General features: G+C 65.7%; 16 protein-coding genes. 5 read left to right on the top strand and 11 right to left on the bottom strand.

What is annotated here, in order from left to right; genetic code table 11:
• Positions 1-100: 100 nt before the first annotated feature.
• The 4 genes from KF871_RS08010 to KF871_RS08025 all read right to left on the bottom strand — a co-directional run bounded on the left by KF871_RS08010 (position 101) and on the right by KF871_RS08025 (position 3490).
• Positions 101-2212 (bottom strand): sodium:solute symporter family protein, encoded by a 2112-nt coding sequence (locus KF871_RS08010; protein WP_291140412.1) that lies wholly within the window; start codon positions 2210-2212, stop codon positions 101-103.
• A 3-nt stretch (positions 2213-2215) separates the two neighbouring features.
• Positions 2216-2476: a DUF4212 domain-containing protein gene (locus KF871_RS08015; RefSeq protein ID WP_291140414.1), complete on the bottom strand. Its 261-nt coding sequence runs from the start codon at positions 2474-2476 to the stop codon at positions 2216-2218.
• Between the two features lie 142 nt (positions 2477-2618).
• Positions 2619-3194, bottom strand: coding sequence for a tetratricopeptide repeat protein (locus KF871_RS08020; protein ID WP_291140416.1), 576 nt, complete (start codon positions 3192-3194; stop codon positions 2619-2621).
• On the bottom strand, positions 3191-3490 hold the full coding sequence (locus tag KF871_RS08025) for a hypothetical protein (protein WP_291140418.1): 300 nt from the start codon (positions 3488-3490) through the stop codon (positions 3191-3193). The genes KF871_RS08020 and KF871_RS08025 overlap by 4 nt, the downstream gene beginning before the upstream one ends.
• 189 nt (positions 3491-3679) lie before the next feature.
• On the opposite strand from KF871_RS08025, the gene KF871_RS08030 reads away from it, so the two are divergent.
• Positions 3680-5119, top strand: a complete 1440-nt coding sequence (locus KF871_RS08030) for a DUF294 nucleotidyltransferase-like domain-containing protein (protein ID WP_291140419.1) — start codon at positions 3680-3682, stop codon at positions 5117-5119.
• 14 nt (positions 5120-5133) lie between these two features.
• Here KF871_RS08030 and KF871_RS08035 read toward each other — a convergent pair whose 3' ends face one another.
• Positions 5134-7272, bottom strand: coding sequence for an exonuclease domain-containing protein (locus KF871_RS08035; protein WP_291140421.1), 2139 nt, complete (start codon positions 7270-7272; stop codon positions 5134-5136).
• Between the two features lie 215 nt (positions 7273-7487).
• Positions 7488-9881: a phosphoenolpyruvate synthase gene (ppsA, locus tag KF871_RS08040; RefSeq protein WP_291140423.1), complete on the bottom strand. Its 2394-nt coding sequence runs from the start codon at positions 9879-9881 to the stop codon at positions 7488-7490.
• Between the two features lie 161 nt (positions 9882-10042).
• Between ppsA and KF871_RS08045 the strand changes: the two genes are divergently transcribed.
• The 4 genes from KF871_RS08045 (at position 10043) to KF871_RS08060 (ending at position 18495) form a co-directional block, all read left to right on the top strand.
• The gene (locus tag KF871_RS08045; RefSeq protein ID WP_291140425.1) at positions 10043-10864 is read left to right on the top strand and encodes a pyruvate, water dikinase regulatory protein; all 822 of its coding nucleotides are present in this window, start codon (positions 10043-10045) and stop codon (positions 10862-10864) included.
• A gap of 122 nt (positions 10865-10986) precedes the next feature.
• Positions 10987-11949: a caspase family protein gene (locus tag KF871_RS08050; protein ID WP_291140427.1), complete on the top strand. Its 963-nt coding sequence runs from the start codon at positions 10987-10989 to the stop codon at positions 11947-11949.
• Between the two features lie 63 nt (positions 11950-12012).
• The gene (locus tag KF871_RS08055) at positions 12013-12951 is read left to right on the top strand and encodes an N-acetylmuramoyl-L-alanine amidase (protein WP_291140429.1); all 939 of its coding nucleotides are present in this window, start codon (positions 12013-12015) and stop codon (positions 12949-12951) included.
• A 9-nt stretch (positions 12952-12960) separates the two neighbouring features.
• Entirely contained in the window at positions 12961-18495 is a 5535-nt protein-coding gene (locus tag KF871_RS08060) for a CHAT domain-containing protein (protein WP_291140431.1), read from the top strand.
• A 120-nt stretch (positions 18496-18615) separates the two neighbouring features.
• Here the strand turns inward: KF871_RS08060 and KF871_RS08065 are convergent, their stop codons facing one another.
• From KF871_RS08065 to ahpC, 5 genes are all read right to left on the bottom strand, one after another.
• Positions 18616-18975: a hypothetical protein gene (locus KF871_RS08065; RefSeq protein ID WP_291140433.1), complete on the bottom strand. Its 360-nt coding sequence runs from the start codon at positions 18973-18975 to the stop codon at positions 18616-18618.
• Between the two features lie 139 nt (positions 18976-19114).
• A complete protein-coding gene (locus KF871_RS08070) occupies positions 19115-20968 on the bottom strand; it encodes a sodium:solute symporter family protein (RefSeq protein WP_291140435.1) in 1854 nt (617 codons plus the stop codon).
• 9 nt (positions 20969-20977) lie between these two features.
• Positions 20978-21238, bottom strand: coding sequence for a DUF4212 domain-containing protein (locus tag KF871_RS08075; RefSeq protein ID WP_291140437.1), 261 nt, complete (start codon positions 21236-21238; stop codon positions 20978-20980).
• Between the two features lie 261 nt (positions 21239-21499).
• On the bottom strand, positions 21500-23077 hold the full coding sequence (gene ahpF / locus KF871_RS08080) for an alkyl hydroperoxide reductase subunit F (RefSeq protein ID WP_291140439.1): 1578 nt from the start codon (positions 23075-23077) through the stop codon (positions 21500-21502).
• A gap of 109 nt (positions 23078-23186) precedes the next feature.
• Positions 23187-23750 carry an alkyl hydroperoxide reductase subunit C gene (ahpC, locus tag KF871_RS08085; RefSeq protein WP_291140441.1) on the bottom strand — a complete coding sequence of 188 codons (564 nt, stop codon included), beginning with the start codon at positions 23748-23750 and terminating at the stop codon, positions 23187-23189.
• Between the last annotated feature and the right edge of the window lie 186 nt (positions 23751-23936).

Genomic DNA, 23936 nt, shown 5'->3' on the forward strand with positions numbered 1-23936 from the left:
TACAAATGTTCGGCCCCCCGGCCAAATCGGGGCGGGGGGCCGTATTGCGTCTCGCCCGGCGGGCGCCCGGCAGGCCCGGGCGGAGCACGCCGAGTCTGCCTCAGGAAGCGCGCAGGTTGGGGTAGCGAACGTGCTCGACCAACTGCTGAATCTTCTTGCTGGGTGCCGGGGTGATCAAGCTGATGAAGATGATCACCGCAAAACCGACCGGCACCCCGAACAGACCCGCAGAGATCGGGAGGATGCCCCACCAGAGCTCGACCGGCGAGGTGATGCCGAAAATGCCGCGCAACCAGGGTTGGGTCGTTGCCATGTAATAGAAGGTGATGCCCAGGCCGGCGATCATCCCAAGCGAGGCAGCACCGCCCGTCGCACGCTTCCAGAAGATGCCGAGCACCAGGGCCGGGAAGAACGCCGCCGCCGCGAACGAGAACGCCGCCGACACCAGGAACAGAATGTCCGCCGGCTTTTGTGAGGCGACGTAGGCAGCGGCCAGGGCCACCACCAGCAGCAGCGTCTTCGAAATGGTCACCCGCCGGGCCGTCGAGGCATTGGGGTCGATCATCTTGTAGTAAAGGTCGTGCGACAGCGCGTTGGCGATCGTCAACAACAAGCCGTCGGCGGTAGACAGGGCCGCGGCCAGACCGCCCGCGGCGACCAGACCCGAAATGACGTAGGGCAAGCCACCAATGGCCGGTGTGGCCAGAACGATGATGTCGCCACCAATGCTCATTTCGTTGAGCTGAAGAATCCCGTCCTTGTTCACATCGGTGACTGACAGCAAGCCTGGATCCACGCGGTTCCACGCCGCTATCCATTCGGGCAGGTTGTTGAACGGTGTGCCCACCAGCACGGTGAACACCTCGAACTTGACCAGCACCGCCAGGGCCGGGGCCGTGAAGTACAGCAAGAAGATGAAGAAGAGTGACCAGGTCACCGACTGCCTCGCCTCGCGAACGCTGGGCACCGTGTAGTAGCGCATCAGGATGTGCGGCAGCGCGGCCGTACCCACCATCAGGCAGAAGATCAGCGCCAGGAAGTTGCGCCGCGACTCATCGAAGGTCTTCTGTGCCGCTGCGTCGCCGTTGGGGTCTCCGGCAAACTGCTGGGCATGGCGCGGCATGCCGTTGAGTGGCTTGGTCTTGGCATCGGCACCCGCCTTGGCCTTCGTCCAGGCGGCCTTGGCCGCAGCGGCATCCTTGGGCAGGTCGGCCAGCGCACGTTCCGCAGCGGCAATCTGCGCGCTCGGGGCGTTGGTCGATTTCAGGTCGGCCAGATTTTTCTCGGCCGCAGCCTTGTCAGCCGCCAGCGCGGCCGCCGGGTCCTTCAGTTTTTCTGCCAAGGCCTGTGAGCGCGCCTTGTAGAGATCACGCACTTCGATCTCTTTCGGATCGTTGATCAGGCGTTGCTCTGCTTCGGTCACCTTCACGAGCTGCTGGCCATAGATGACCTGCGGCACCGGCACGTTGGTTTGCTTCACCGACAGCCACACCACCGGAATCATGTAGGCCACGATGAGGATGATGTACTGAGCCACCTGCGTCCAGGTCACCGCGCGCATGCCACCCAGGAACGAGCACACCAGAATGCCGCCAAGCCCCAGGAACACGCCCAGCTCGAAAGCCACACCGGTCAGGCGCGCGGTGATCAGGCCGACGCCATAGATCTGCGCAACCACGTAGGTGAACGAGCACAGAATGGCGGCAAAGATGCCGATGAAGCGGGGCAGATTGCCGCCGTAGCGCTCGCCCAGAAAGTCGGGAATGGTGAACTGTCCGAACTTGCGCAGGTACGGCGCCAGGAACAGCGCCACCAGGCAGTAGCCCCCTGTCCATCCCATGATGAACGCCAGGCCACCGTAGCCCGACAGATAGAGCGTGCCCGCCATGCCGATGAACGAGGCCGCTGACATCCAGTCGGCGCCGGTGGCCATGCCGTTGTAGACCGCAGGCACGCGCCGGCCTGCCACGTAGTACTCGGCCGCATCGGTCGTGCGGCTCATGATGCCGATGCCCGCGTACAGCGCGATGGTGGCGATCAGAAAGATGAACCCGATCCACTCGCGCGACAAGCCCAGCTGCTCAAGCACGGCCAGCACGACCACAAAGGCGAAGAAGCCGCCCGTGTACCACTTGTAGACCTTGTTGAGTTGCTTGCGAAAGGCCGCATTGGAGCTGCCCGACTTCTTGCTGGTTTCAAAGATGCCTGCCATGACTTACTCCTCGGCCTCGTTGACGCCGTGTTCGATGTCGAGCCGGTTCATGTAGCGCGCGTAGAAACCGATGATCAGCACATAGACCACCAGTGCACCCTGCGCCCCGACCCAGAAACTGAATGGCCAGCCGAAGAAGCTGAAGTTCAGATCACGCGCGAAATAGGCCACCACGAACGTCACAAAGAACCAGATCACCAGCAATATGGCGGTGACGTTGAGGTTCTTGCGCCAGTACTGGCGGTGTTTCTCTGTCAGTTGCATCGAGTCGACCTCCATCAACAAGACCCCTTCGGGCACATCACGAACACCACGCATCTCCTCACGTGGCCTGCAACCGGTCCGTGCTCTCGGCGCAGCGTCCGCACGCCACACCCCTTTTGCTGGCCTGCGTCTGAAGTGCGTGTCAGGTCTGGCCCTGGGCCAAACCGGTCTCGCGCTCCAACTGGGCCGCCACCTTCGGCTCGAACTTGCGAAGGTGGCGAATGATCCGCGCCGCCTCCTCGGGCTCTTGCCGGTCCACATGCACCCGCGCCAGCTGGTACCAGCCAAACGGGCTCATGGGTTGCAGTTCCGTGTTGCGCTTGAGTGCCACGATGGCTTCCTCGAAGCGCCGCTGTTGAATGAGGCACAGCGCCAGGCCATACCAGGCTCGATCGAACTTCTCGTCGAGCGCGATGGCGCGCCGAAACGCTTGTTCCGCGTCGTCGATGTGCCCAAGGCTTTCACTCAGAAAGCCCAGGTTGAACCAGCCCGCCGCCTGCGTGGGCTGCAGCGCTACCCATTGGCGCAGCGCCTGCACAGCCGCCGCCTTGTCGCCAAGTTCAGCCAGCACGTGGGCGCGTGTGGCCAAGGCGTGTGCGTCACCTGCGTCCATCGCCAGCAGTTCATCGACGCGCTCAAGCACGGCGTGCTGCTGCCCGAGCAGCAACAACAGGCGCACCTGTGCACGCAGGTACCACCGATGCAGCGACCGGCTCACTTGCACAACTCCACGCCGATCTGAAAGCAATGCTGAATGCGCAAGGCGGTGACCACCAGCCAGGAGAAGGCCAGCAGCAGAAAAGCCACCAGGGGGACATGCCGCTCGAGCACGATGCGACGCGGAGACACCCACCGGGCCAGCAGCACAAATGGGCGACCGATCTGGCCCAGCAACTGATAGAAGAAGTTCTGCTCCCGACGTTGGCCGGCGAGCAAGCCGACCACCCATTGCCCGGCCAGCGACATCAGGGCGATCTCGCAAACGGTTTTGATGGCGGTGAGCAACAACAGCATGCTGGGGGGAGTTGTTGCGATTCTTGGCCGCCAACTTACCGATTTCTTACGAAGGCACTTGCACCGCACCTGACCTAGGTCAAACACTGAGGAGGGTTTTCCCGCATCACGCCGGCCCGACCCGGGCTACCATGCCCGCGACCCGACATGGCAGACACCAGCACACCTTCCCCCACTGGCGCGGCATTCATGCCCCGGACCACGCCCACCGAGTTGCAGCGGCTGACCGAGCCCCTGGCCAGCCTGGTCAAACGCCCGCCGGTGGGCCTTGCGGGAAGCACCCCGGTGCAAGAGGCCGCGCAAGTCATGCGCCGTGAAAACGTGTCCTCGGTGCTCTGGCTGGAAGGTGAACGGCTGCGCGGCATCGTGACCGACCGGGACCTGCGCAACCGCGTGCTGGCCGAGGGGCTGGACCTGCAATGCCCCATCGCCGACGTGGCCACCACGAAGCCCCTGGTCGTTGGCGCATCCCGCCCGGCTTTTGACGCAGTGCTGGCAATGACGCGACATGGCATTCACCACGTGCCGGTGGTGGATGGCGAGCGCGTGGTGGGCGTGCTTACGCCAAGCGACCTGTCCACCCAGAACGCCGGCTCCCCCCTGACACTCGCCGCTCTGGTGCACCGAGCAGCCGACCTCCCGGAACTGATGCAGGCGGTGGAGGGTGTGTCTTTGCTGGTGCAGCACCTCGTGGCGGCCGACGCCACTGCGCGCAGCATCGGCCACATCGTCACCGCCATCACCGACGCCGTGACCCGGCGACTGATCGCCCTGGCCGAAGCCGACCTTGGCCCGGCGCCGGTGCCCTATGCGTGGGTAGCGGCCGGCTCTCAGGCCCGGGAAGAGCAAACCGCCAAGACCGATCAGGACAACTGCCTGGTCATCGACGATGCCTTCGACGAACACGAACATGGCGCGTGGTTTGAAGCCTTCACCCGCCGGGTGTGCGATGGCCTGAATGCCTGCGGCTACGTGCATTGCCCAGGCGAAATGATGGCCATGAACCCCAAATGGCGGCTGCCGCGGCACCGTTGGCAGGCGCTGTTCGACCACTGGACGATGCAGCCCGAGCCCATGGCCCTGATGCTCACCAGCGTCTTCTTCGACCTGCGCACCATTCACGGCGAGCAAGCCTTGCTGGACGGTTTACGCAACGAGGTCCTGCAGCGCACGAAAGGCAACACGCTGTTCCTGGCGCACCTGTCCGACAACGCACTGGGGCACCGCCCTCCTCTGGGTTTTCTGGGTCGCATCACTACTGAGCGGTCCGGCGAGCACAAGGGCACGGTCGACCTCAAGCACGGTGGCATCGTGCCGGTGGTCGATCTGGCACGTGTCTACGCGCTGGAAGGGGGTCTGGGTGCCGTCAACACCCACGACCGTCTGCTGTCCGTCACCAGTGGTGGCGCCATCAGCTCACAAAGCGCGCACGATCTGCGCGACGCGCTGGAATTCATCGCCATGGTTCGGCTGCGCCATCAGGCACGGCGCATGGGCCGCGGCCTGGCCCCCGACAACTTCATGGCCCCGATTGACTTGTCGAACTTCGAGCGCACCCAGCTGCGCGACGCCTTCAAGGTGGTGCACACACTGCAACAGGTGCTGTCGCAACGCTACGGGCGACGCTGAAGGGCGATCGGGCGTCAGTAGCGAAGGCGGGCCAGGTAGCTGCGCTGTGAAGCCTCGCGCGCCTGATGCAGCGTGTGAATGCCCTGGGCAGCCAGCAGCGGCACCAGCTTGAGCAGGATCTCCGCTGTGGCCAGCGCATCGCCGAGCGCCGTATGGCGACCGGTCACCGTCACACCGAACCGCTCGGCAATCGCCTCCAGTCGATGCGAGGGCTGGTTGGGCTGCGCAATCGACGCCAGCAACAGCGTGTCGAGCACCGGCTGATCAAAATGCACGCCGGTGCGTTCGGCCTTGAGTTGAAGAAAGCGCATGTCGAAGGCGGCGTTGTGGGCCACGAGCACGGTATCGCGCGCATAGGCATGAAACGCCGGCAACACTTTCTCAATGGTGGGCTGCCCCACCACCATCTCGGGACGAATGCCATGGATGGGAATGGTCGCAGCCGGGATGGGGCGGCGCGGGTCCACCAGCTGCTCGAACGACTCCCCACGCAACAAGCGGCCGTTGACGATGCGCGCCGCACCGATCTGGATGATCTCGTCACCCGCCGACGGGTCGAGTCCGGTGGTCTCGGTATCGAACACAGTGAAGCTCAGATCGACCAGGCGGGCGTCGTCGAGCGCACTGACCACCGGTCCCAGCTTGAACAGATCGAAGTCGTAGAACTCGGGCCGGCTGTCGATGGTCGGCACCACCGGCGCGGCGATCGGGGCATCGGCAAGCGGCAGTGCCAGGCGCAAGCTGGATTCGTGGCGTGCGCGTTCGCGCTCGTAGCTGACCGCGGCGCGGTGTCGACCCGCGACATCGCGCAGGCTCAACCCCAGTGCTTCGCCACCATGGGTCAGGGAGTCGAGTTCCCAGCCCATCACCGTCTCGGCGCTCAAGGCCTGGCCTTGCCAGACGAGGTCGAGCTGCACCTCGCCATCGCGAGCACCCGCACGCAGCCGCAGCGCCACGCGCCGCACCGCGTACTCGCTGGCCAGACGCTCGGCCATGGCGCACAAGGCAAACACCAGGGAGTGGCTGTCCACGCGCAGCCACCAGGCCTGCTCGGGCGGCTCGATCTCCACCGAAAGCACACCGTCGGCGGACATGCGTTGCGCGGCCAGATCCAGCAAGTCCGCACCCAGCATGTCTTCGAGCAACCACGTGGTCCTCACGGCGTCATGGGCCTGCCTCGACACAGCCTCGACGCGGGGCATCGCCTCGGCCAGTTGCGCCTGCAACGCGCCCTCACCCAGTTGCCCGGCACTGCCATGCAAGGCCGCCAGCGTTGACCGCACGGTGTCACTGAAAGCCAGCACCGCCTGCTCACGCCCGGCATCGGCCGCCATTGCCTTCGTCACGTCTTCCAGCACCAGCAGGTAGCCCGTCAAAGCGGCATCGACAGGACTGTGGCGCACTGGCGCGAGCTGCACGCGCAGCACCTGCCCGCCGGGGTGCGGCGCCAGAAAGCTGCTGGTGGGGTTCGCCTTGCCCTGCTGCAGCGCGTGGCGCACCCGGCCAAGAGCATGGTCGATCAGCCGAGGGTCGATCAGCGCATGCACCGACCGACCAAGGCCCAGCAGCTCGCAACCCGCAGCGACTGCCGGCGCGCTGGACAAGCCACGCGCCAGGGCCAGCGCACTCGGGTTGTAGAGCAGCACGCGGCCATCGAGGTTGCAGGCGATGACGCTCTGGGTGAGCTCGCTCATGAGGGCGGCCAGTCGGCTGCGCTCCTGCTCAAGGCTGGCGCCCGCGGCTTCAATGCGCTCACCCAGGCTGCAGGCCAGGGAGCGGCGATCGGCGATCAGGCGATTGGCGGCTGCGGCCAGGGTTCGCGTCAGCGCATCGCCTTCCAGCGGCAGATCCGGTGCATCGGCGTGTTCGGCGCTGGCGGCAATGTGCTCCGCGAGCCGCGCCAGCGGGGTGACCGACGATTGCCACCACTGGACGAGCGCGGCCGCCACCAGCGCCCCATACACCACCAGCAACAGCCCCAGCAAGGCCACCCGCGTCTGGAGCAGATCGCTCAGCGTTTGCTCCAACAGGGCCAGATCGCCAGGCGCGAGCGAACCAGACAGCAGCACATAGGCACCCGAGAGCAGCGCAATAGGCGCTGCGGTGAGCGCAGACCACAGCAGCCAGAAACGCAGGTGGCGCCAAGGCTTCATGGCGTCACCCGGCAGGATCGACGACGTACATTGGGCGCCCCATTGGCCGGGGGCGCGCGGCTTGTCTCGTTGTGGGCTGGCATGGCGACATCTTGACGCAGCGCCTGCGCCCTGCGGCTGATCGCCGTCAAAGCCGACGGGTTTTGCCCGCCGGCTGTCGGACGTTGCGGCGACGCCGCCAGGCGTCGCTCAGTCGGGCGTCAATCAGTCAGACGTCACTCGGCCGCCAGGCGCTGCCAGGTGTCAACCACCGTGTCGGGGTTGAGCGAGATCGAGCTGATACCGGCGTCGCGCAGCCATTCGGCGAAGTCGGCGTGGTCGCTGGGGCCCTGGCCACAGATCCCCACGTACTTGCCTTCGGCCTTGCAGGCATTGATGGCCAGCGTGAGCAGCGCGCGCACCGCCGGGTCGCGCTCGTCGAAGTCGTGGGCCAGCAACTCCAGACCGGAGTCGCGGTCCAGGCCGAGCGTGAGCTGGGTCAGGTCGTTCGAGCCGATCGAGAAGCCGTCGAAGAACTGGAGAAAGTCCTTGGCCAGCACGGCGTTGCTGGGGATCTCGCACATCATGATGACCTTGAGGTCACCCTCACCGCGCTTGAGTCCCTGCGCAGCCAGCAGCTCGGTCACCCGCTGGGCCTGTGCCAGCGTGCGCACGAAGGGCACCATGACCTGCACGTTGGTCAGACCCATCTCCTCGCGCACGCGCTTGATGGCCTCGCACTCCATGGCAAAGGCCTCGGCAAAGTCCGCGCTGATGTAGCGCGCCGCGCCGCGAAAGCCCAGCATGGGGTTCTCTTCGTCCGGCTCGTAGCGCGAGCCACCGACCAGCTTGCGGTATTCGTTGCTCTTGAAATCCGAGAGGCGAACGATGACCGGCTTGGGCCAGAAGGCCGCCGCGATGGTGGCCACGCCTTCAGCGACCTTGTCCACGTAGAACGCGCGGGGCGACGCGTGGCCACGGGCCACCGACTCCACCGCCTTCTTCAGATCGGCGTCGATCTGCGGGTAGTCGAGGATGGCCTTGGGGTGCACGCCAATGTTGTTGTTGATGATGAACTCGAGGCGGGCCAGCCCGACACCACCGTTCGGAATCTGCGCGAAATCGAAGGCCAGCTGCGGGTTGCCGACGTTCATCATGATCTTCACGTCCATGGCGGGCATTTCGCCGCGCTGCACTTCGGTGATTTCGGTCTCGAGCAGGCCGTCGTAGATGTTGCCGGTATCGCCTTCGGCGCAGCTGACGGTCACCAGCGTGCCGTCCTTGAGCAGATCAGTGGCGTCACCGCAGCCCACCACGGCCGGGATGCCAAGTTCGCGCGCGATGATGGCCGCGTGGCAGGTGCGGCCACCCCGGTTGGTGACGATGGCGCTGGCGCGCTTCATCACCGGCTCCCAGTTCGGGTCGGTCATGTCGGTCACCAGCACGTCGCCGGGCTGCACTTTGTCCATCTCGCTGATGTTGTGCACCAGGCGGACCGGGCCGGTGCCCACTTTCTGGCCGATGGCGCGGCCGCTGGCCAGCACCGCGCCCTTGCCCTTGAGCTTGTAGCGCACCTCGGTCTTGCCCGCGCTCTGGCTCTTAACCGTCTCAGGGCGTGCCTGCAGGATGTAGAGCTGGCCGTCGGTGCCGTCCTTGCCCCACTCGATGTCCATCGGACGGCCGTAGTGCTGCTCGATGACCAGCGCGTACTTCGCCAACTGCATCACGTCGGCCTCGCTCAGGCTGTAGCGGTTGCGCTGCTCGACGGGCACGTCGATGGTCTTGACCAGCTTGCCGCTGGCCGCCTTCTCGTCGGCGCTGCTGAACACCATCTGGATCAGCTTGGAGCCCAGGTTGCGGCGGATCACGGCGCGCTTGCCGGCCTTGAGCATGGGCTTGTGCACATAGAACTCGTCGGGGTTGACGGCACCCTGCACCACGGTTTCGCCCAAGCCGTAGCTGCTGGTGATGAAGACCACGTCCTCAAAGCCGCTTTCGGTATCGATGGTGAACATCACACCCGCTGCACCCAGGTCGGAGCGCACCATGCGCTGCACGCCGGCCGACAGGGCCACGTCGGCATGGGCAAAGCCCTTGTGCACGCGGTAGCTGATGGCGCGGTCGTTGTAGAGCGAGGCGAACACCTCCTTCATCTTGTGCAGCACGTCGTCGATGCCGACCACGTTGAGGAAGGTTTCCTGCTGGCCCGCGAACGACGCGTCGGGCAAATCTTCGGCGGTGGCCGAGGAACGCACGGCAAACGACGCCTTGTCATTGCCGGCGCTCAGCGTGGCAAATGCGTCGCGGATGGCCTTTTCAAGGTCGGCGGGGAACGGCTGCGCTTCGACCCAGCCGCGGATCTCGGCACCAACTGCGGCAAGTGCACGCACGTCTTCGGTGTCGAGTGCGCCCAGTCGCGCATTGATGCGATCGGCAAGGCCGTCGTGTTTGAGGAATTCGCGGAAGGCGTGCGCCGTGGTGGCAAAGCCCGTGGGCACCTTCACCCCGCTGGGCAACTGGGAAATCATCTCGCCGAGGCTGGCATTCTTGCCGCCGACCGACTCGACGTCGCTCATCCGCAGTTTTTCGAACGGTACGACCAGGGCGGTCGGCTCGAACAGGTTGGACATGGAAAGACTCCTGAGGTTGAAAAACCGGGGTTCCATGCACCAGCGTGTGACCTTTGGTTGTGTTGTGGGTCGGCCACCGGGCAAGGGTGAAATTCGGGCTGGCGGGCGGGCCACATAATGGCCGCCACGCAAAACCCTGGAATTGTAAGGACGGCCCGGACATGCCACTGCGCACCGTATTTTTTGTCTCTGACGGCACCGGCATCACGGCCGAAACGTTTGGCAACGCCATCCTGGCGCAGTTCGAGGCCGACATGCGCCGGGTGCGCCTGCCCTTTCTGGACAGTGTCGACAAGGCCCACCAGGCGGTTCGCCAGATCAACCACACCCACGATGTGGAAGGCAAACGACCGCTGGTCTTCACCACGGTTGTCAACGCCGAAGTGCTCGAGGTCTTCGCCCAGCACTGCAAGGGCATGTTGCTGGACATGTTCGGCACCTTCGTGCAGCCGTTGGAAGTTGAGCTCGGCATCAAGAGCAACCACCGCGTGGGCCGCTTCTCGGACGCGTCCAAGAGCAAGGCCTACAACGACCGCATCGAGGCCATCAACTTCTCGCTCGCCCACGATGACGGCCAGAGCAACAAGGATCTGGAGTCGTCCGACGTGATCCTGGTGGGCGTGAGCCGCAGCGGCAAGACGCCCACCTCGCTCTATCTCGCCATGCAATACGGACTCAAGGCATCCAACTACCCCTTGATTCCCGAGGACTTCGATCGGCGCAAACTGCCACCGGCCCTGGTGCCGCATCGCAAGAAGATCTTCGGTCTGACGATCGCGCCCGAGCGCCTGAGCGAAATCCGCAACGAGCGCCGACCCAACTCGCGCTACGCCAGTCTCGACAACTGCCGCATGGAAGTGGCCGAGGCAGAGGCCATGATGCGCCGCGAAGGCATTCGCTGGTTGTCCACGACCACCAAGTCCATCGAAGAAATTGCCACCACCATCCTGCAGGAGGTGAGACCCGAACGGCTTGAGTACTGAACCGGTGAGCCTTTTTTCATTCACTTGTGGGGAGCGGATTAAGTCCTGCGATTGACACCCCGTCTCGCTGCCACCCAGAATCCGTGACGCAGTTCACGCTCGTCAACCATCCTGGGGGTTTCATGGCGATGATCGTCGGCAACAGAAGTCGCCCGCAAGCTGCCAGCACCCGCAGCGTTGGCGCCCCGCCTACGCGCAAGCGCCGCGCCCGCGCACCCCAGGGGGCCTCCCTACACATCGGCCTCAACGAGGTCTCGGCCAATGCCTACGCCGGATGGACCGGGCCCTTGGCGGCCTGCGAGTTCGACGCCAACGACATGACCGCGCTGGCCAGGGCGCGCGGCTTCAGCCCCACCACGCTGCTCACCGCACAGGCCACCCGTACGCGCGTCTTGAGTGCATTGCGCCAGGTGGCCAGAACGCTGAAAGCTGGCGATCTTTTCTTGCTGAGCTATTCCGGCCACGGGGGCCAGATCGACGACACCTCGGCCGACGAGGACGACAAGCTCGACGAAACCTGGTGCCTGTACGACGGTCAACTCATCGACGACGAGCTGTACTACGAGCTCAGTCGCTTTGTCGAAGGGGTGCGTGTTCTCGTGGTGTCGGACAGTTGCCACAGCGGCACCGTCACCCGCGCACCCATGCCGACACCTGGGTCTGCACAACAGCGCCCGCGCATCATGCCCCGCGCCATCGGGCGGCGCGTCTACGAAGCGCACAAGGCTTTCTATGACCGGTTGCAGGCCCAGGTCGCCAAGGCCGCCGAGCACCGCAAGCTCGACCCCGACACCGCATTGGCCAACGTGGTGGTCAGCGAGCGACTGAGCGCCATCGTGCACGACTTCAAGCCCGCGGTGATCCTGATTTCGGGCTGTCAGGACAACCAGTTCTCCATGGACGGAGAACACAACGGCGCCTTCACCGAGCAATTGCTGCGGGTGTGGAACGGTGGGCGCTTCTCCGGCAACCACGGACGTTTTCATGCGCAGGTACGCAGCGGCCTGCCGCCCACGCAGTCGCCCAACCTGTTCACGTTGGGCCCCGCCGCCGACTTCCTGAGTCAGACGCCTTTTTCGATCTGACGCCTTCGGGCCAGCGCGGGGGCCGTGGCCACCCGCACCCATTGCCTCACTGTGGAGGGCCGCATGCTTCGCATCGAGCAACACCGCCTTGTCGGACCGGGTGTAAGCCAACAAGCCACGCCCAATACGGGGGGCGCACTGCGCCCACGGTACCTGGTGCTGCACTACACCGCCGGGCGTGACGCCGAGAGCGCCGTGCGATCCCTGTGCACGCGCAAGCCCCAAGGCAACGCCTCTGCCCACCTGGTGCTCGGCCGCGACGGACAGATCGTGCAGCTGGCCCCGTTCGACGTGACCACCTGGCACGCCGGCGTGAGTCAGTGGGGCAACCTGATCGGGCTCAACAGCTCGTCCATCGGCATCGAAATGGACAACGCCGGGCTGTTGCACCACGAAGGCGAACGCTGCGTTGCCTGGTTCGGCAGGGCCTATCCGCGCGACGAGGTCGTAGTTGCCGAACACAAGCACGGCGGTGGCACCCAGCCATGGCATGCCTACAGCGAGGTCCAGATCGAACGTGCCCTGGCACTGTGCGAGCTGCTGGTCGCTCACTACGGGCTCGAAGACGTGCTGGGGCACGAGGACATCGCCCGCGGGCGCAAGGTCGATCCCGGGCCGGCGTTTCCGCTGGGTGCCGTGCGCAGCCGCGCGCTGGGCCGGGGCAGTGACGCCGTGCCGCGCATGGTGGTGACCGTCGCCAGCCTGAACATCCGCGATGGCCCGGGCGCCGAATTCGCCAAGCTGGCGCCAGCCCTCAAGCGCGGCACCGAATTGATCGTCTTGCGCGCACTGGATCGCTGGTCCCAGGTCGCCGTGGTCGGATCCAGCGATCTGGAGGGCTGGGTCTGCAACGACTTCATCGAGCGCCAGGTGGCGCGACGCGGAGAAACAGCCCCGTTGGCGCGCACACAGCGCCAGGCACCCGTCGCCGCCCGGCGCACACGCCCAACCACCAAGTCCGCGCGCACCCGCACCCGAGCGGCCAGCGCGCGCCAACGCTGAGGCATCGACATGAAGGCCAACGACCAGAACCCGGTGACCTTCGTGGTGCAGGGCACCCCCACGTCAGCGGCAACCACCCGCGACGCATCCGCCAATGGCCCGCCCACCCTTGGCGGCCGCGCAAGGGTCAGCCAAAGGGTGCAGATGGGCGCGGTACGCGGTGCCGGCCAGGCCGTGCGGCTGAGCCTCACACCTGGCACAGATGCCTTGGTTCTGCACATCGCCAATGGCCCGTCACTGATGCTGCATCCGCACACCGCGCGCGACCTGATGACGGCCCAGCAATCGGCACCAGGCGCGGTGCGTGGAAGCAACGGCGCCGACATCGCGGTGCCCGCACAACTGTCCTGGCCGGGTCTGGAGCGGGCGGGCGCGACGCGGGGGCGCCTGGGTCAGGTGCTGCTGTCGGCCATCGAAGTGGTCACCGGCCTGGGCGCACAGCCAGTGTCCCGCTTGACGGCGCAACGCATCGCGCAGCGCATGGACGACCAGGTCGACCCCGGCGTCTACGCGCTCAAGGCGGACACCTTTGACGGGCCACTCAAGGGCCAGAACAAGCTGACACGCATTGCGGCCGCTGGCGGCGGTGGTCCGATGCTGGTGCTGCTGCACGGCACGTTCTCCGAGACCCATGGCACCTTTGCCAAGCTGTGGACGCATCACCCTCAGCGTGTGCGCGACCTTTTCGCTCACTACGGTGATCGGGTCTACGGCCTGGATCACCCCACGCTGGGCGCCAGCCCGATCGACAACGCCTTGTTGCTCGCGCGCGCCCTGCCCGACGGTGCACGGGTTCATCTGCTGACCCATTCGCGCGGCGGGCTGGTTGGCGAGGTATTGGCCCGCGTGTGCGCGCACCCCGACCTGGACGAGGCGGCCCTGGCGCCATTCAAGCCGGCCGACCAGCGTGGGTCGTTGCGTGCGCTGCGGGCGCTGGCCGCCGAACTCAAAGGGCGCGACATTCGCGTCGAGCGCATGGTGCGCGTGGCCTGCCCGGCCCGTGGCACGCTCCTGGCGTCCGGTCGCCTCGACGCCTATGTCTCGGTCCTCAAATGGACACTCGAACTGGCCGGTGTGCCGGTGGTGCCGCGCCTGCTGGATTTTCTCGGCGACGTCGCCAGCCAGCGCACCGACCCTGCGGTGCTGCCCGGCCTGCAGGCCATGACGCCCGACAGCGCGCTGGTGCAGTGGTTGCACACGCTGGATCGGCATGGGCCGTTGCCGGGTCAGCTGCGAGTGGTGGCGGGCGACATCGAAGGCGACTCCGTGATGTCCTGGGTGAAGACCCTGCTGGCCGATGCCTTCTACTGGACCGACAACGACCTGGTCGTGCAGACCCGCTCGATGTACGGCGGCACAGCGCGAGCCGGTACGCCAACCCAGCCAGGCGCCAGCTTCGTGTATGAGCGTGGCGGGCAGGTGACCCACTTTGCCTACTTCAGCCACCCCCGCACGGCCGAGGCGGTGTGCGACGGCCTCACGCAGGCGCAACCCGCTGGGTTTCGTGCCATCGGACCGCTGTCGTGGGCGGGGCAAAGCAGCGACGGCGTGCGCGCCGCGCCCCGCGCCAACAGTTCGGACACGGGCAAGCGCCCAGCGCTCATCCTGTTGCCGGGCATTCTGGGCAGCAACCTGGCGGTCAACGGCGAGCGCGTCTGGCTGGGCTTTCGCATGCTGGGTGGCCTGGATCGGCTGCGCTGGAGCGGCACCGCGGGCGCGATCACACCCGACGGGCCGATCAGTGTGGTCTACGACCGCCTGGCCGAATTCCTGAGCGATACCCACGAGGTCATCGAGTTCGATTTCGACTGGCGCCGCCCCATTGAAGAAGAAGCCCGGCGACTGGCTGAATGCATGGAGCGCGAACTCAACGAGCGCTCGGCCAGCGGTCAGCCGGTGCGTTTGCTGGCGCATTCGATGGGGGGCCTGGTGGCACGCACCGTGCAACTGGAGCGCCCGGACGTGTGGCAACGCTGGAGCGAGCGCGCCGGTGCGCGGCTGCTCATGCTCGGCACCCCCAACGCGGGCTCGTACGCGCCCATGCAAGTGCTCTCGGGCGACGACACCTTCGGCAACGCACTGGCCGCCTTCGGTTTGCCGTTTCACGATCACGAAGCGCGCAACATCATGGCCGGCATGCCCGGATTTCTGCAACTGCAGGCCGGGCTGACCGACGAGTCTCTCGGCCTGGGGCGCAGCGAGCGCTGGCAGGCCCTCGCCGATCAGGACCTCAAGACCCTTGAGCGGGCCGCCACCTGGCACAGCGAAGGGCCGCAGCGCTCCATCTATCGCTGGGGTGTTCCGCCTCAGGCCGTGCTCGATCAGGCCATCGCTTTGCGCAAGCGGCTCGACCGGCAGGTTCTGGAAGACCTCGCCGCGTTTCGGGACCGCATGTTGCTGGTCGTGGGCCACGCGCGCTTCACACCGGCCCGCTTCGACCTGGACCCCAACGAAGGCCTGGTGTACCTGGACCTGCCCGAAGGCGGCGATGGACGGGTGACGCTGGACAGTGCGCGCCTGCCCGGGGTTCGCACCTGGCAGCTCGATTGCGCCCATGGCGACTTGCCCGCTGCGCGCGGAGCCTTCGAGGCTTACCTCGAGCTGCTCGAGCGCGGCGACACCGCGCGCCTGAAGGCCCTGCCAGCGCCGACACGCGCAGCCCCGGATGCACAAACCCTGGTGCGCCATCGCCCGTCGCGACAACCGGGTGCGCTCGCAGCGCCGTTGGTCAACCCCGGCGACGTGTTCGGGGCGGCACAGGTTGACCGCCCTCAGGCGACGGCGCGAACACGCCCCTTGCTGGTCAGCGTGCACAACGGCAACCTCAAGTTCATGCGGCGCACCTTGATGGTGGGTCACTACACCGCGTCCGCACTCAGCGGCAGCGAAGCCGTCGTCGACCGCTACATCGGCGGCACCATGTCGGCGTCACTGCGTGCCGGCCTCTATCCGGAAGCCCCCGGCACCCACCAGGTGTTCGTCAATCACCAGCCCGACCAGGCGAACCCGCTGGGCCTGCCCCGGCCGCCGCACGTGGTGGTGGTGGGCCTGGGGCCCGAGGCCAAGCTCAACAGCACGCAGCTCGCCATGAGTGTGCGGCAAGCGGCCATGGCCTGGTCCCAACGGATGTCCGAGACACCTGGCGCGGGCAGCGACAACTTCGAGCTGGCTGCCACGCTCATTGGCAGCGGCGGCACGGGCATCAGCACCGGTACCTCGGCACAGGCCATCGCGCAAGGTGTGCGCGAGGCCAACCAGCGTCTGGCACAGCACAAGTGGCCGCTGGTGGGCCACATCCACCTGATCGAGCTCTACCTCGACCGCGCGACCGAGGCCTGGTCCGCGTTGCGGCTGCTGACACTGGCCGCTCCCGAGCATTTCACCCTGACACCCACCGTCCAGTGCGGCATCGGCCCACTGCGACGACCGCTGGACAGTGGCTACCGCGGCACCGCGTACGACTACATCAGCGCCATCATGCAGCGCGACGAGCACGGTGAGCCGCACATCGTCTACTCGCTCGACACCCAACGCGCGCGCACCGAGGTGCGGGCGCAGGCGACACAGACCACGCTGGTGCGCGAGCTGGTCAAACGCGCATCGAACCACGCCAATCAGGACCCGCAAATGGGCCGCACCCTGTTTCAGCTGCTGGTGCCGGTCGAAATGGAGGCCAGCCTGGGTGGCACCACCGAACTGGTGCTCGAGCTCGACGACGGGACTGCCGCCATCCCCTGGGAGCTCCTCGACGCCCCGCAGGACGGGCGCAGCGGCCCGCGCAAACCCTGGGCCATCCGCAACAAGCTGCTGCGACGCTTGCGCACCGTCAACTTTCGCGCCCAGGTGAGCGACGCCACGCTGGAAGACGACGTGCTGGTCATCGGCGAGCCACAGTGCGACCCGACGCTCTACCCTGCGCTGCCCTCTGCGCGCGAGGAAGCCCTCGCAGTGGCCGAGGCCCTGCAGGGGCCACAAGGCCTTGACCCGGCGCGCGTGCACACGCTGATCGCAGACGAACAGGGCGCAGGCCCCGACGCGGCAAGTGTCATCAACGGCCTGCTGGCGCGTCGGTACAGGGTCGTGCACATCGCAGGCCACGGCGAGCCCGAGCTGCTGCGCGAGGGACTGCCGCCCAAACTGCGGGGCGTGGTGCTCAGCGACGGCGCCTTCCTGGGGCCACACGAGGTGCAAGCCATGCGCACCGTGCCGGAGTTGGTGTTCCTCAACTGCTGTCACTTGGCGGCCGATAACGGCAAGTTGCTGCTGACCGACTACGACCGGGCCGCCTTCGCCGCGGGCGTGGCCAAACAGCTCATCCGCATCGGCGTGCGCTGCGTGGTGGCGGCCGGCTGGGCGGTGGAGGACGACGCCGCCAACCAGTTCGCAAGGGCCTTCTACCAGGCCTTGCTCGGCGGGCAGCGATTCATGGACGCAGTGCAGGCCGGACGCGTGGCCGCCCACGACGCCAGCCCCCAAGGCAACACCTGGGCGGCCTACCAGTGCTATGGCGATGCCGACTGGGTGTGGGAGCGCGCCGAAGTCGATACGCGCCGCGCACCACCCACGCCCGCCCAGATCTACGCCGGCGTGGCGTCACCGGCCGCACTGGCGCTGGCGCTGGAAACCCTGGCCGTGGAAAGCACCACCCAGGGCGCGCGACCCGAGACCCAGCGCGAGAAGATCCGCCATCTGCAGGCACGCTTCGAGAGCGCCTGGGGCGCCATGGGCGCGGTCGCAGAAGCGTTTGGCGTCGCCTGGGCCGAGGCGGGCGAGGCATCGCTGGCGCTTCAGTGGTATGCCCGCGCGATGGCCGCCAACGACGGCAGTGCATCGGTCAAGGCGAGCGAACAGCACGCCAACCTGCTGGCCCGCCAGGCCTGGGAACAGGTGCGCCACACCACCGGCGACACGCCACAGCGGGCGTCCACCGTGCGAGCCGCAAAGCGCGACATTGGGCTGGCCATCGACACCCTGCGGGCATTGCTGGTGGTCTCCCCCACGCTCGAACGGGAAGGTCTGCTGGGCTCGGCCTTCAAACGGCTCGCCATGGTTGAGCGTGTAGCGGGCGACGGCGCAGCCGAGCAAGCGGCCCTGGCGCACATGGCCCATCACTACGGCAACGCCGAGCGGCTGGCCCAGCAGTCTGGTCGAACCGACCTGTTCTACCCCGCGCTCAACCTGCTCGCCGCCGATCTGCTGCGCGGGCGACCACTGGACACCGCGCGCGTGCAACGCACGCGTGACACCTTGCAACGGCAGCGTCAGAACGAGCCCGATTTCTGGAGCGTTGCGGGCCTGCCGGAGCTGGCCGCCATCGAGGCCCTGCACCAAGGTTCGCTGGCCCTTGCTTTCATGAACATCAACGACTCTCTGAGTGACCTGCAATCGCGTGCCGGGTCGGCACGCCAATGGGCCTCACTGGCCGATCAGATGCGTTTCGTGCTCAGCCATGCGAAGGTGGTCAAACCCGGCGACCGCGCGGCCGCTCAGACGCTCATGCAACAGCTCGACGCCTGGTCGAAGGTGGACGGTCCTCGCGTTTGATGACGGATGACCTCGTGCGCGGTGCGCACTCATGACGAATGACTGAAGCCACCCAGACCGCGAGGCAGTCATGGGCGAAGCCAGATCATGCCGGCCGCGCAGCGGCCGCGTCATTCGTCATCAGACGCGCTTGCGTCCGGGACCCAGCCCATGTGCCTGGCGTCCCAGCGCAAACGACAAAAAGAGCTTGATCCACAACGTGGACCCGGCGATGGCGATCCAGGTGTCGTAGTCCACCCGGCCCAGTGCCACCAGCACGATCACGCCAACCATCACGCCGCCGCCGACCAGGTTGAACGCCAGTTCGTAGGGTGCGTAGCGCGCCGCATTGGGTGGCGGCATGCCCTTCTTGAGCGCGACCTCCGAAAAGTCCTTTCGCACACCGATGCGCCAGGCGCGGCGCAGCCAGAAGAAGGCCACGGGGAACAGCACCAGGTAAAAGATGATGCGAATCGGGAAGATGCTGAGCGAATAGTCCATCGGATTGCCAGGCTGCACACACGCGGCCGATTGTGCCGTCCACGCGCGGGATCCGTTCAAAAAAAAGCCCCGCGGCGCAAACCGGCGGGGCGTGGAGGCCTGCCACAGGCCGCCGAAGCGGCCCGTGACAAGGTTGGGATCAGTGACCCGTTGCAGCGCCCGCGCCACGGGGCACGCGCACCGATTCCACCAGGTGCTGAATGTGATCCGGCACCGGCTTGGAAGCCTTGCTCACCAGGAAGGCAACCACGAAGTTCACGATCGCGCCCACCGTGCCGAAGGCTTCGGGGGTGATGGTGAAGAAGCTGTTGACGCCACCGATGAGGTCGGTGTAGCCGGTGCCTTTGATGAAGAAGATGCCCTTGTGTGCGAACACATAGAACAGCGTCACGAACAGGCCAGCCAGCATGCCGCAGATCGCGCCCTTGTCGGTCACCTTCTTGCTGAAGATGCCCATCATGATGGCGGGGAAGATCGTGGATGCCGCGATACCGAAGGCCAGGGCCACGGTACCGGCCGCGAAGCCTGGTGGCTTCAGGCCCAGATAGCCAGCCACCACGATGGCACCGGCCATCGAGATCTTGCCAGCCAGCAGTTCGCCCTTCTCACTGATGTCGGGCTTGATGGAGCCCTTGATCAGGTCGTGCGAGATGGCCGACGAGATGGCCAGCAGCAGACCGGCAGCGGTCGACAGAGCAGCGGCCAGACCACCCGCGGCAACCAGCGCGATCACCCAGTTGGGCAGCAGCGCGATTTCGGGGTTGGCCAGCACGATGATGTCGGCGTTGACGGTGAGCTCGTTGCCTTTCCAGCCAGCAGCGTCGGCCTTGGCCTTGGCGGCTTCGTTCTTGGTGGCCGAGTTGTAGTACTGGATGCGGCCATCGCCGTTCTTGTCTTCCCACTTGAGCAGGCCGGTGGCTTCCCAGCGCTTCATCCACTCAGGACGCTTGGCGTATTCCAGGCTGGCTTCGGGCGCGTACAGATCGGCGCGCTGGTTGGCCACGTCGGGGTTGACGGTGATGCGGCCATCGGCGTCTTTGGTCAGACCCACAGCGCTGTTGACGGTGCCGTGCAGGTTGAGCTTGGCCATGGCGCCCACAGCGGGTGCCGTGGTGTACAGCAGCGCAATGAAGACCAGTGCCCAGCCAGCAGAGGCGCGGGCGTCGGCGACCTTCGGCACGGTGAAGAAGCGCACGATCACGTGGGGCAGGCCCGCGGTACCGATCATGAGCGAGACCGTGTAGAAGAACATGTTGAGCATGCTGCCAGCGCTCGAGGTCGAGTACTGGTTGAAGCCCAGATCGGTCACCACCTGGTCCAGCTTGGCCAACAGCGTGGTGTTGGTGCCGACGAGGTCGGAACCCAGGCCCAGCTGCGGCAGGAAGTTGCCCGTGAGGTTGAGCGAGATGAAGAACGCCGGCACCAGGTAGGCCAGGATCAGCACGATGTACTGAGCCACCTGGGTGTAGGTGATGCCCTTCATGCCGCCGAACACCGCGTAGGCAAACACGATTGCCATGCCGAGGTAGATACCGGTGTCGCTGGAGACGCCCAGGAAACGCGCGAAGGTCACGCCCACACCGGTCATCTGACCAATGATGTAGGTGATGGAGGCCACCAGCAGGCAGATCACCGCCACCGTACGCGCCGTTTGCGAGTAATAGCGGTCGCCGATGAACTCGGGCACGGTGAACTTGCCGAACTTGCGCAGGTACGGCGCCAGCAGCATGGCCAGCAGCACGTAGCCGCCGGTCCAACCCATCAGGAACACGGCGCCGCCGTAGCCCAGGTTGGAGATCAGGCCGGCCATCGAAATGAACGAAGCCGCCGACATCCAGTCAGCGGCCGTTGCCATGCCGTTGGTGACGGGGTGAACACCGCCGCCGGCGACGTAGAAGTCGGAGGTGCTGCCGGCACGTGACCAGACAGCGATACCGATGTAGAGCGCGAAGGTCGCGCCCACAACGAGGTAAGTCAGGGTTTGCAGATCCATGGTGTTACCTCAGTCTTCGTGAACGTCGAATTGACGGTCGATCTGGCCCATCTTGCGTGCGTAATAGAAGATCAGCACGATGAACACGTAGATGGAGCCTTGCTGCGCAAACCAGAAACCAAGCGGGTAGCCACCCAGCTTGATGCCGTTGAGCGCGCCTGCGAACAGGATGCCGGCCCCGTAGGACACCGCGAACCAGATGATCAACACCTTGGTAAGTAGTCCCAGCGTGGCCTTCCAATAGGCTGCGGAGTTGTTGTTGCTAGACATTGAGCGTGTCTCCTCGATGGTGAAACCACCATGGGGGAGCCATGGCGGCGAACGACCAGGGGCCTCCGCCCTCCGATCCGCCGCGGACTCTCGAAGGGGCACCTTACGGGAAAATTTCACGCCCCTGAGGTCGCTCAGCGGGTTCGGGTATGCCCCTAGAACACCTGACACGAATCCAACAACAGCTTGCTTGAAACTGACAAGGCGGCCCGAAGCCGCCTTGTCTCTCGGGGTTCAAGCCCCCCTACCGACGGCCTTACGTCAGGCCGTCTGCGCCTCAGGTTCCACCTGGCGAATGAGGTGATCGAAGGCACTGAGCGAGGCCTTGGCGCCGTCGCCTGCCGCGATGACGATCTGCTTGTAGGGCACCGTCGTGCAGTCGCCAGCCGCGAACACACCCGCCACATTGGTGTGCCCTTTCGCATCCACCACGATCTCACCGAAGCGGCTGAGTTCGAGCGTGCCCTTGAGCCACTCGGTGTTGGGCACCAGACCGATCTGCACGAACACACCCTCGAGTTCGAGGTGACGGATCTCTTGGCTGCCACGGTCCTTGTAGCTCAGGCCATTCACCGTGCCGCCCGCGCCGGTGATCTCGGTCGTCTGTGCGTTGGTGTGGATGCGCACGTTGGGCAGGCTCTGCAGCTTGCGCACCAGCACGGCGTCCGCTTTGAGGGTGTCGTTGAACTCGATCAGGTCCACATGCTGCACGATGCCTGCGAGGTCGATCGCGGCCTCGACGCCTGAGTTGCCCCCACCGATCACGGCGACGCGCTTGCCCTTGAAGAGCGGGCCGTCGCAGTGCGGGCAATAGGCCACACCCTTGTTGCGGTACTCGGCTTCGCCGGGCACGTTGACGTTGCGCCAGCGAGCGCCAGTGGACAGGATGACGCTGCGCGCTTTGAGCGTGGCACCGTTGGCCATCACGACCTCGTGCAAGGCACCGGGCGCGCTGGCCGGCAGCAGCTTCTCGGCGCGCTGCAGATTCATGATGTCCACGTCGTAGTGGCGCACCTGCGCCTCCAGGGCGGCAGCGAACTTCGGGCCGTCTGTTTCCAGCACGCTGATGTAGTTCTCGATCGCCAGCGTGTCGTTGACCTGGCCACCGAAGCGCTCGGCCGCCACACCCACGCGAATGCCTTTGCGTGCGGCATAGACCGCCGCAGCGGCACCAGCGGGCCCACCACCCACGATGAGCACGTCGAATGCTTCCTTGGCGTCCAGCTTGGCGGCTTCGCGCGCATCTGCGTTGACGTCGAGTTTGGCGACGATCTCCTCAAGCGTCATTCGGCCACCGCCGAACTCCTGGCCGTTGAGAAACACCATGGGCACCGCCATCACCTGGCGTTGCTCGACCTCGGCCTGATACAGGCCGCCGTCGATCACCGTGACCTTCACCGCCGGGTTGCGGATGGCCATCAGCGAGAGCGCCTGCACCACGTCCGGGCAGTTGTGGCAGCTCAGGCTCATGTAGACCTCGAAGTTGAGCTCGCCCTGCAAGCTGGCGATCGCATCGAGTGTTTCCTGCTCGGCCTTCGGGGGATGGCCGCCGGTCCACAGCAGCGCCAGCACCAGTGAGGTGAACTCGTGCCCCAGCGGGATGGCCGCGAAGCGCACACCGGCGGTCTCGCCATCACGGGCGATCACGAACGAGGGCTTGCGCTCGTCCGAACCACTGTCGTCGAAACGCACCTGGTCGGACAGGCTCGCAATCGTGGTGAGCAACTCGCGCATCTCCTGCGACGAAGCGGATTCGTCGAGCGATGCGATGAGGCGGATGGGGCGCTGCAGTTTGCCGAGGTAGGCCTGCAACTGGCCTTTGAGGGTGTCGTCAAGCATGGTCGTTGAGCCTTAAGCGTTGGAATGGGTGCGAACCAAGGGATCGCTCAGGGAAGAGCGCTGGGCGCGCAACACGCCCAACGCCCAACCCTGAACGCTCAACGGTGCATCAGATCTTGCCGACGAGGTCCAACGACGGGGTCAGCGTCTTGGCGCCTTCGTTCCACTTGGCCGGGCACACCTGGCCAGGGTTCTTGGCCACGAACTGAGCGGCCTTGAGCTTGCGCAGGGTCTCTTTCATGTCACGCGCGATGGCGTTGTCGTGAATCTCGGCGGTCTTGATCACGCCTTCGGGGTTGATGATGAAAGTGCCGCGCAGCGCCAGGCCTTCTTCTTCGATGTGCACGCCGAAGCCACGGGTCAGTTGGTGCGTGGGGTCGCCCACCAGCGGGAACTTGGCCTTGCCCACGGCGGGCGAGGTCTCGTGCCACACCTTGTGCGAGAAGTGGGTGTCGGTGGTCACGATGTAGACCTCGGCGCCCAGCTTCTGGAATTCGGCGTAGCTGTCGGCGGCGTCTTCCACCTCGGTCGGGCAGTTGAAGGTGAAGGCGGCGGGCATGAACACCAGCACCGACCACTCGCCGCGCAGGCTGGCGTCAGAGACGGGCACGAACTTGCCGTTGTGGAAGGCGGTGGTGGAGAAAGCGGGGACCGTGGTGTTGATGAGAGACATCAGAAGCTCCTGGGTTGTAGAAAATGTCAATCGATATGAATCGCTTGATAGCGAACGAATGCTAGTGTAAACGAGCACTATGACGGTCACCCATCGATAGTTCCTATCTAAGCGATTGACAGCATTGTTGCATCGCCGCATGTAAACGGGAATCGTTCTTATTTGTGATAAAGTGCAACACCCCAG

Source organism: Hydrogenophaga sp. (assembly GCF_019635465.1).
GTDB lineage: Bacteria > Pseudomonadota > Gammaproteobacteria > Burkholderiales > Burkholderiaceae_C > Hydrogenophaga.

Excerpts from the sequence above, each read along its gene's own strand:
- KF871_RS08010 (WP_291140412.1), bottom strand. The coding sequence starts at position 2,212 with ATGGCAGGCATCTTTGAAACCAGCAAGAAGTCGGGCAGCTCCAATGCG.
- KF871_RS08015 (WP_291140414.1), bottom strand. The coding sequence starts at position 2,476 with ATGCAACTGACAGAGAAACACCGCCAGTACTGGCGCAAGAACCTCAAC.
- KF871_RS08025 (WP_291140418.1), bottom strand. The coding sequence starts at position 3,490 with ATGCTGTTGTTGCTCACCGCCATCAAAACCGTTTGCGAGATCGCCCTG.
- KF871_RS08030 (WP_291140419.1), top strand. The coding sequence starts at position 3,680 with ATGCCCCGGACCACGCCCACCGAGTTGCAGCGGCTGACCGAGCCCCTG.
- KF871_RS08035 (WP_291140421.1), bottom strand. The coding sequence starts at position 7,272 with ATGAAGCCTTGGCGCCACCTGCGTTTCTGGCTGCTGTGGTCTGCGCTC.
- ppsA (WP_291140423.1), bottom strand. The coding sequence starts at position 9,881 with ATGTCCAACCTGTTCGAGCCGACCGCCCTGGTCGTACCGTTCGAAAAA.
- KF871_RS08045 (WP_291140425.1), top strand. The coding sequence starts at position 10,043 with ATGCCACTGCGCACCGTATTTTTTGTCTCTGACGGCACCGGCATCACG.
- KF871_RS08050 (WP_291140427.1), top strand. The coding sequence starts at position 10,987 with ATGGCGATGATCGTCGGCAACAGAAGTCGCCCGCAAGCTGCCAGCACC.
- KF871_RS08055 (WP_291140429.1), top strand. The coding sequence starts at position 12,013 with ATGCTTCGCATCGAGCAACACCGCCTTGTCGGACCGGGTGTAAGCCAA.
- KF871_RS08060 (WP_291140431.1), top strand. The coding sequence starts at position 12,961 with ATGAAGGCCAACGACCAGAACCCGGTGACCTTCGTGGTGCAGGGCACC.
- KF871_RS08065 (WP_291140433.1), bottom strand. The coding sequence starts at position 18,975 with ATGGACTATTCGCTCAGCATCTTCCCGATTCGCATCATCTTTTACCTG.
- KF871_RS08070 (WP_291140435.1), bottom strand. The coding sequence starts at position 20,968 with ATGGATCTGCAAACCCTGACTTACCTCGTTGTGGGCGCGACCTTCGCG.
- KF871_RS08075 (WP_291140437.1), bottom strand. The coding sequence starts at position 21,238 with ATGTCTAGCAACAACAACTCCGCAGCCTATTGGAAGGCCACGCTGGGA.
- ahpF (WP_291140439.1), bottom strand. The coding sequence starts at position 23,077 with ATGCTTGACGACACCCTCAAAGGCCAGTTGCAGGCCTACCTCGGCAAA.
- ahpC (WP_291140441.1), bottom strand. The coding sequence starts at position 23,750 with ATGTCTCTCATCAACACCACGGTCCCCGCTTTCTCCACCACCGCCTTC.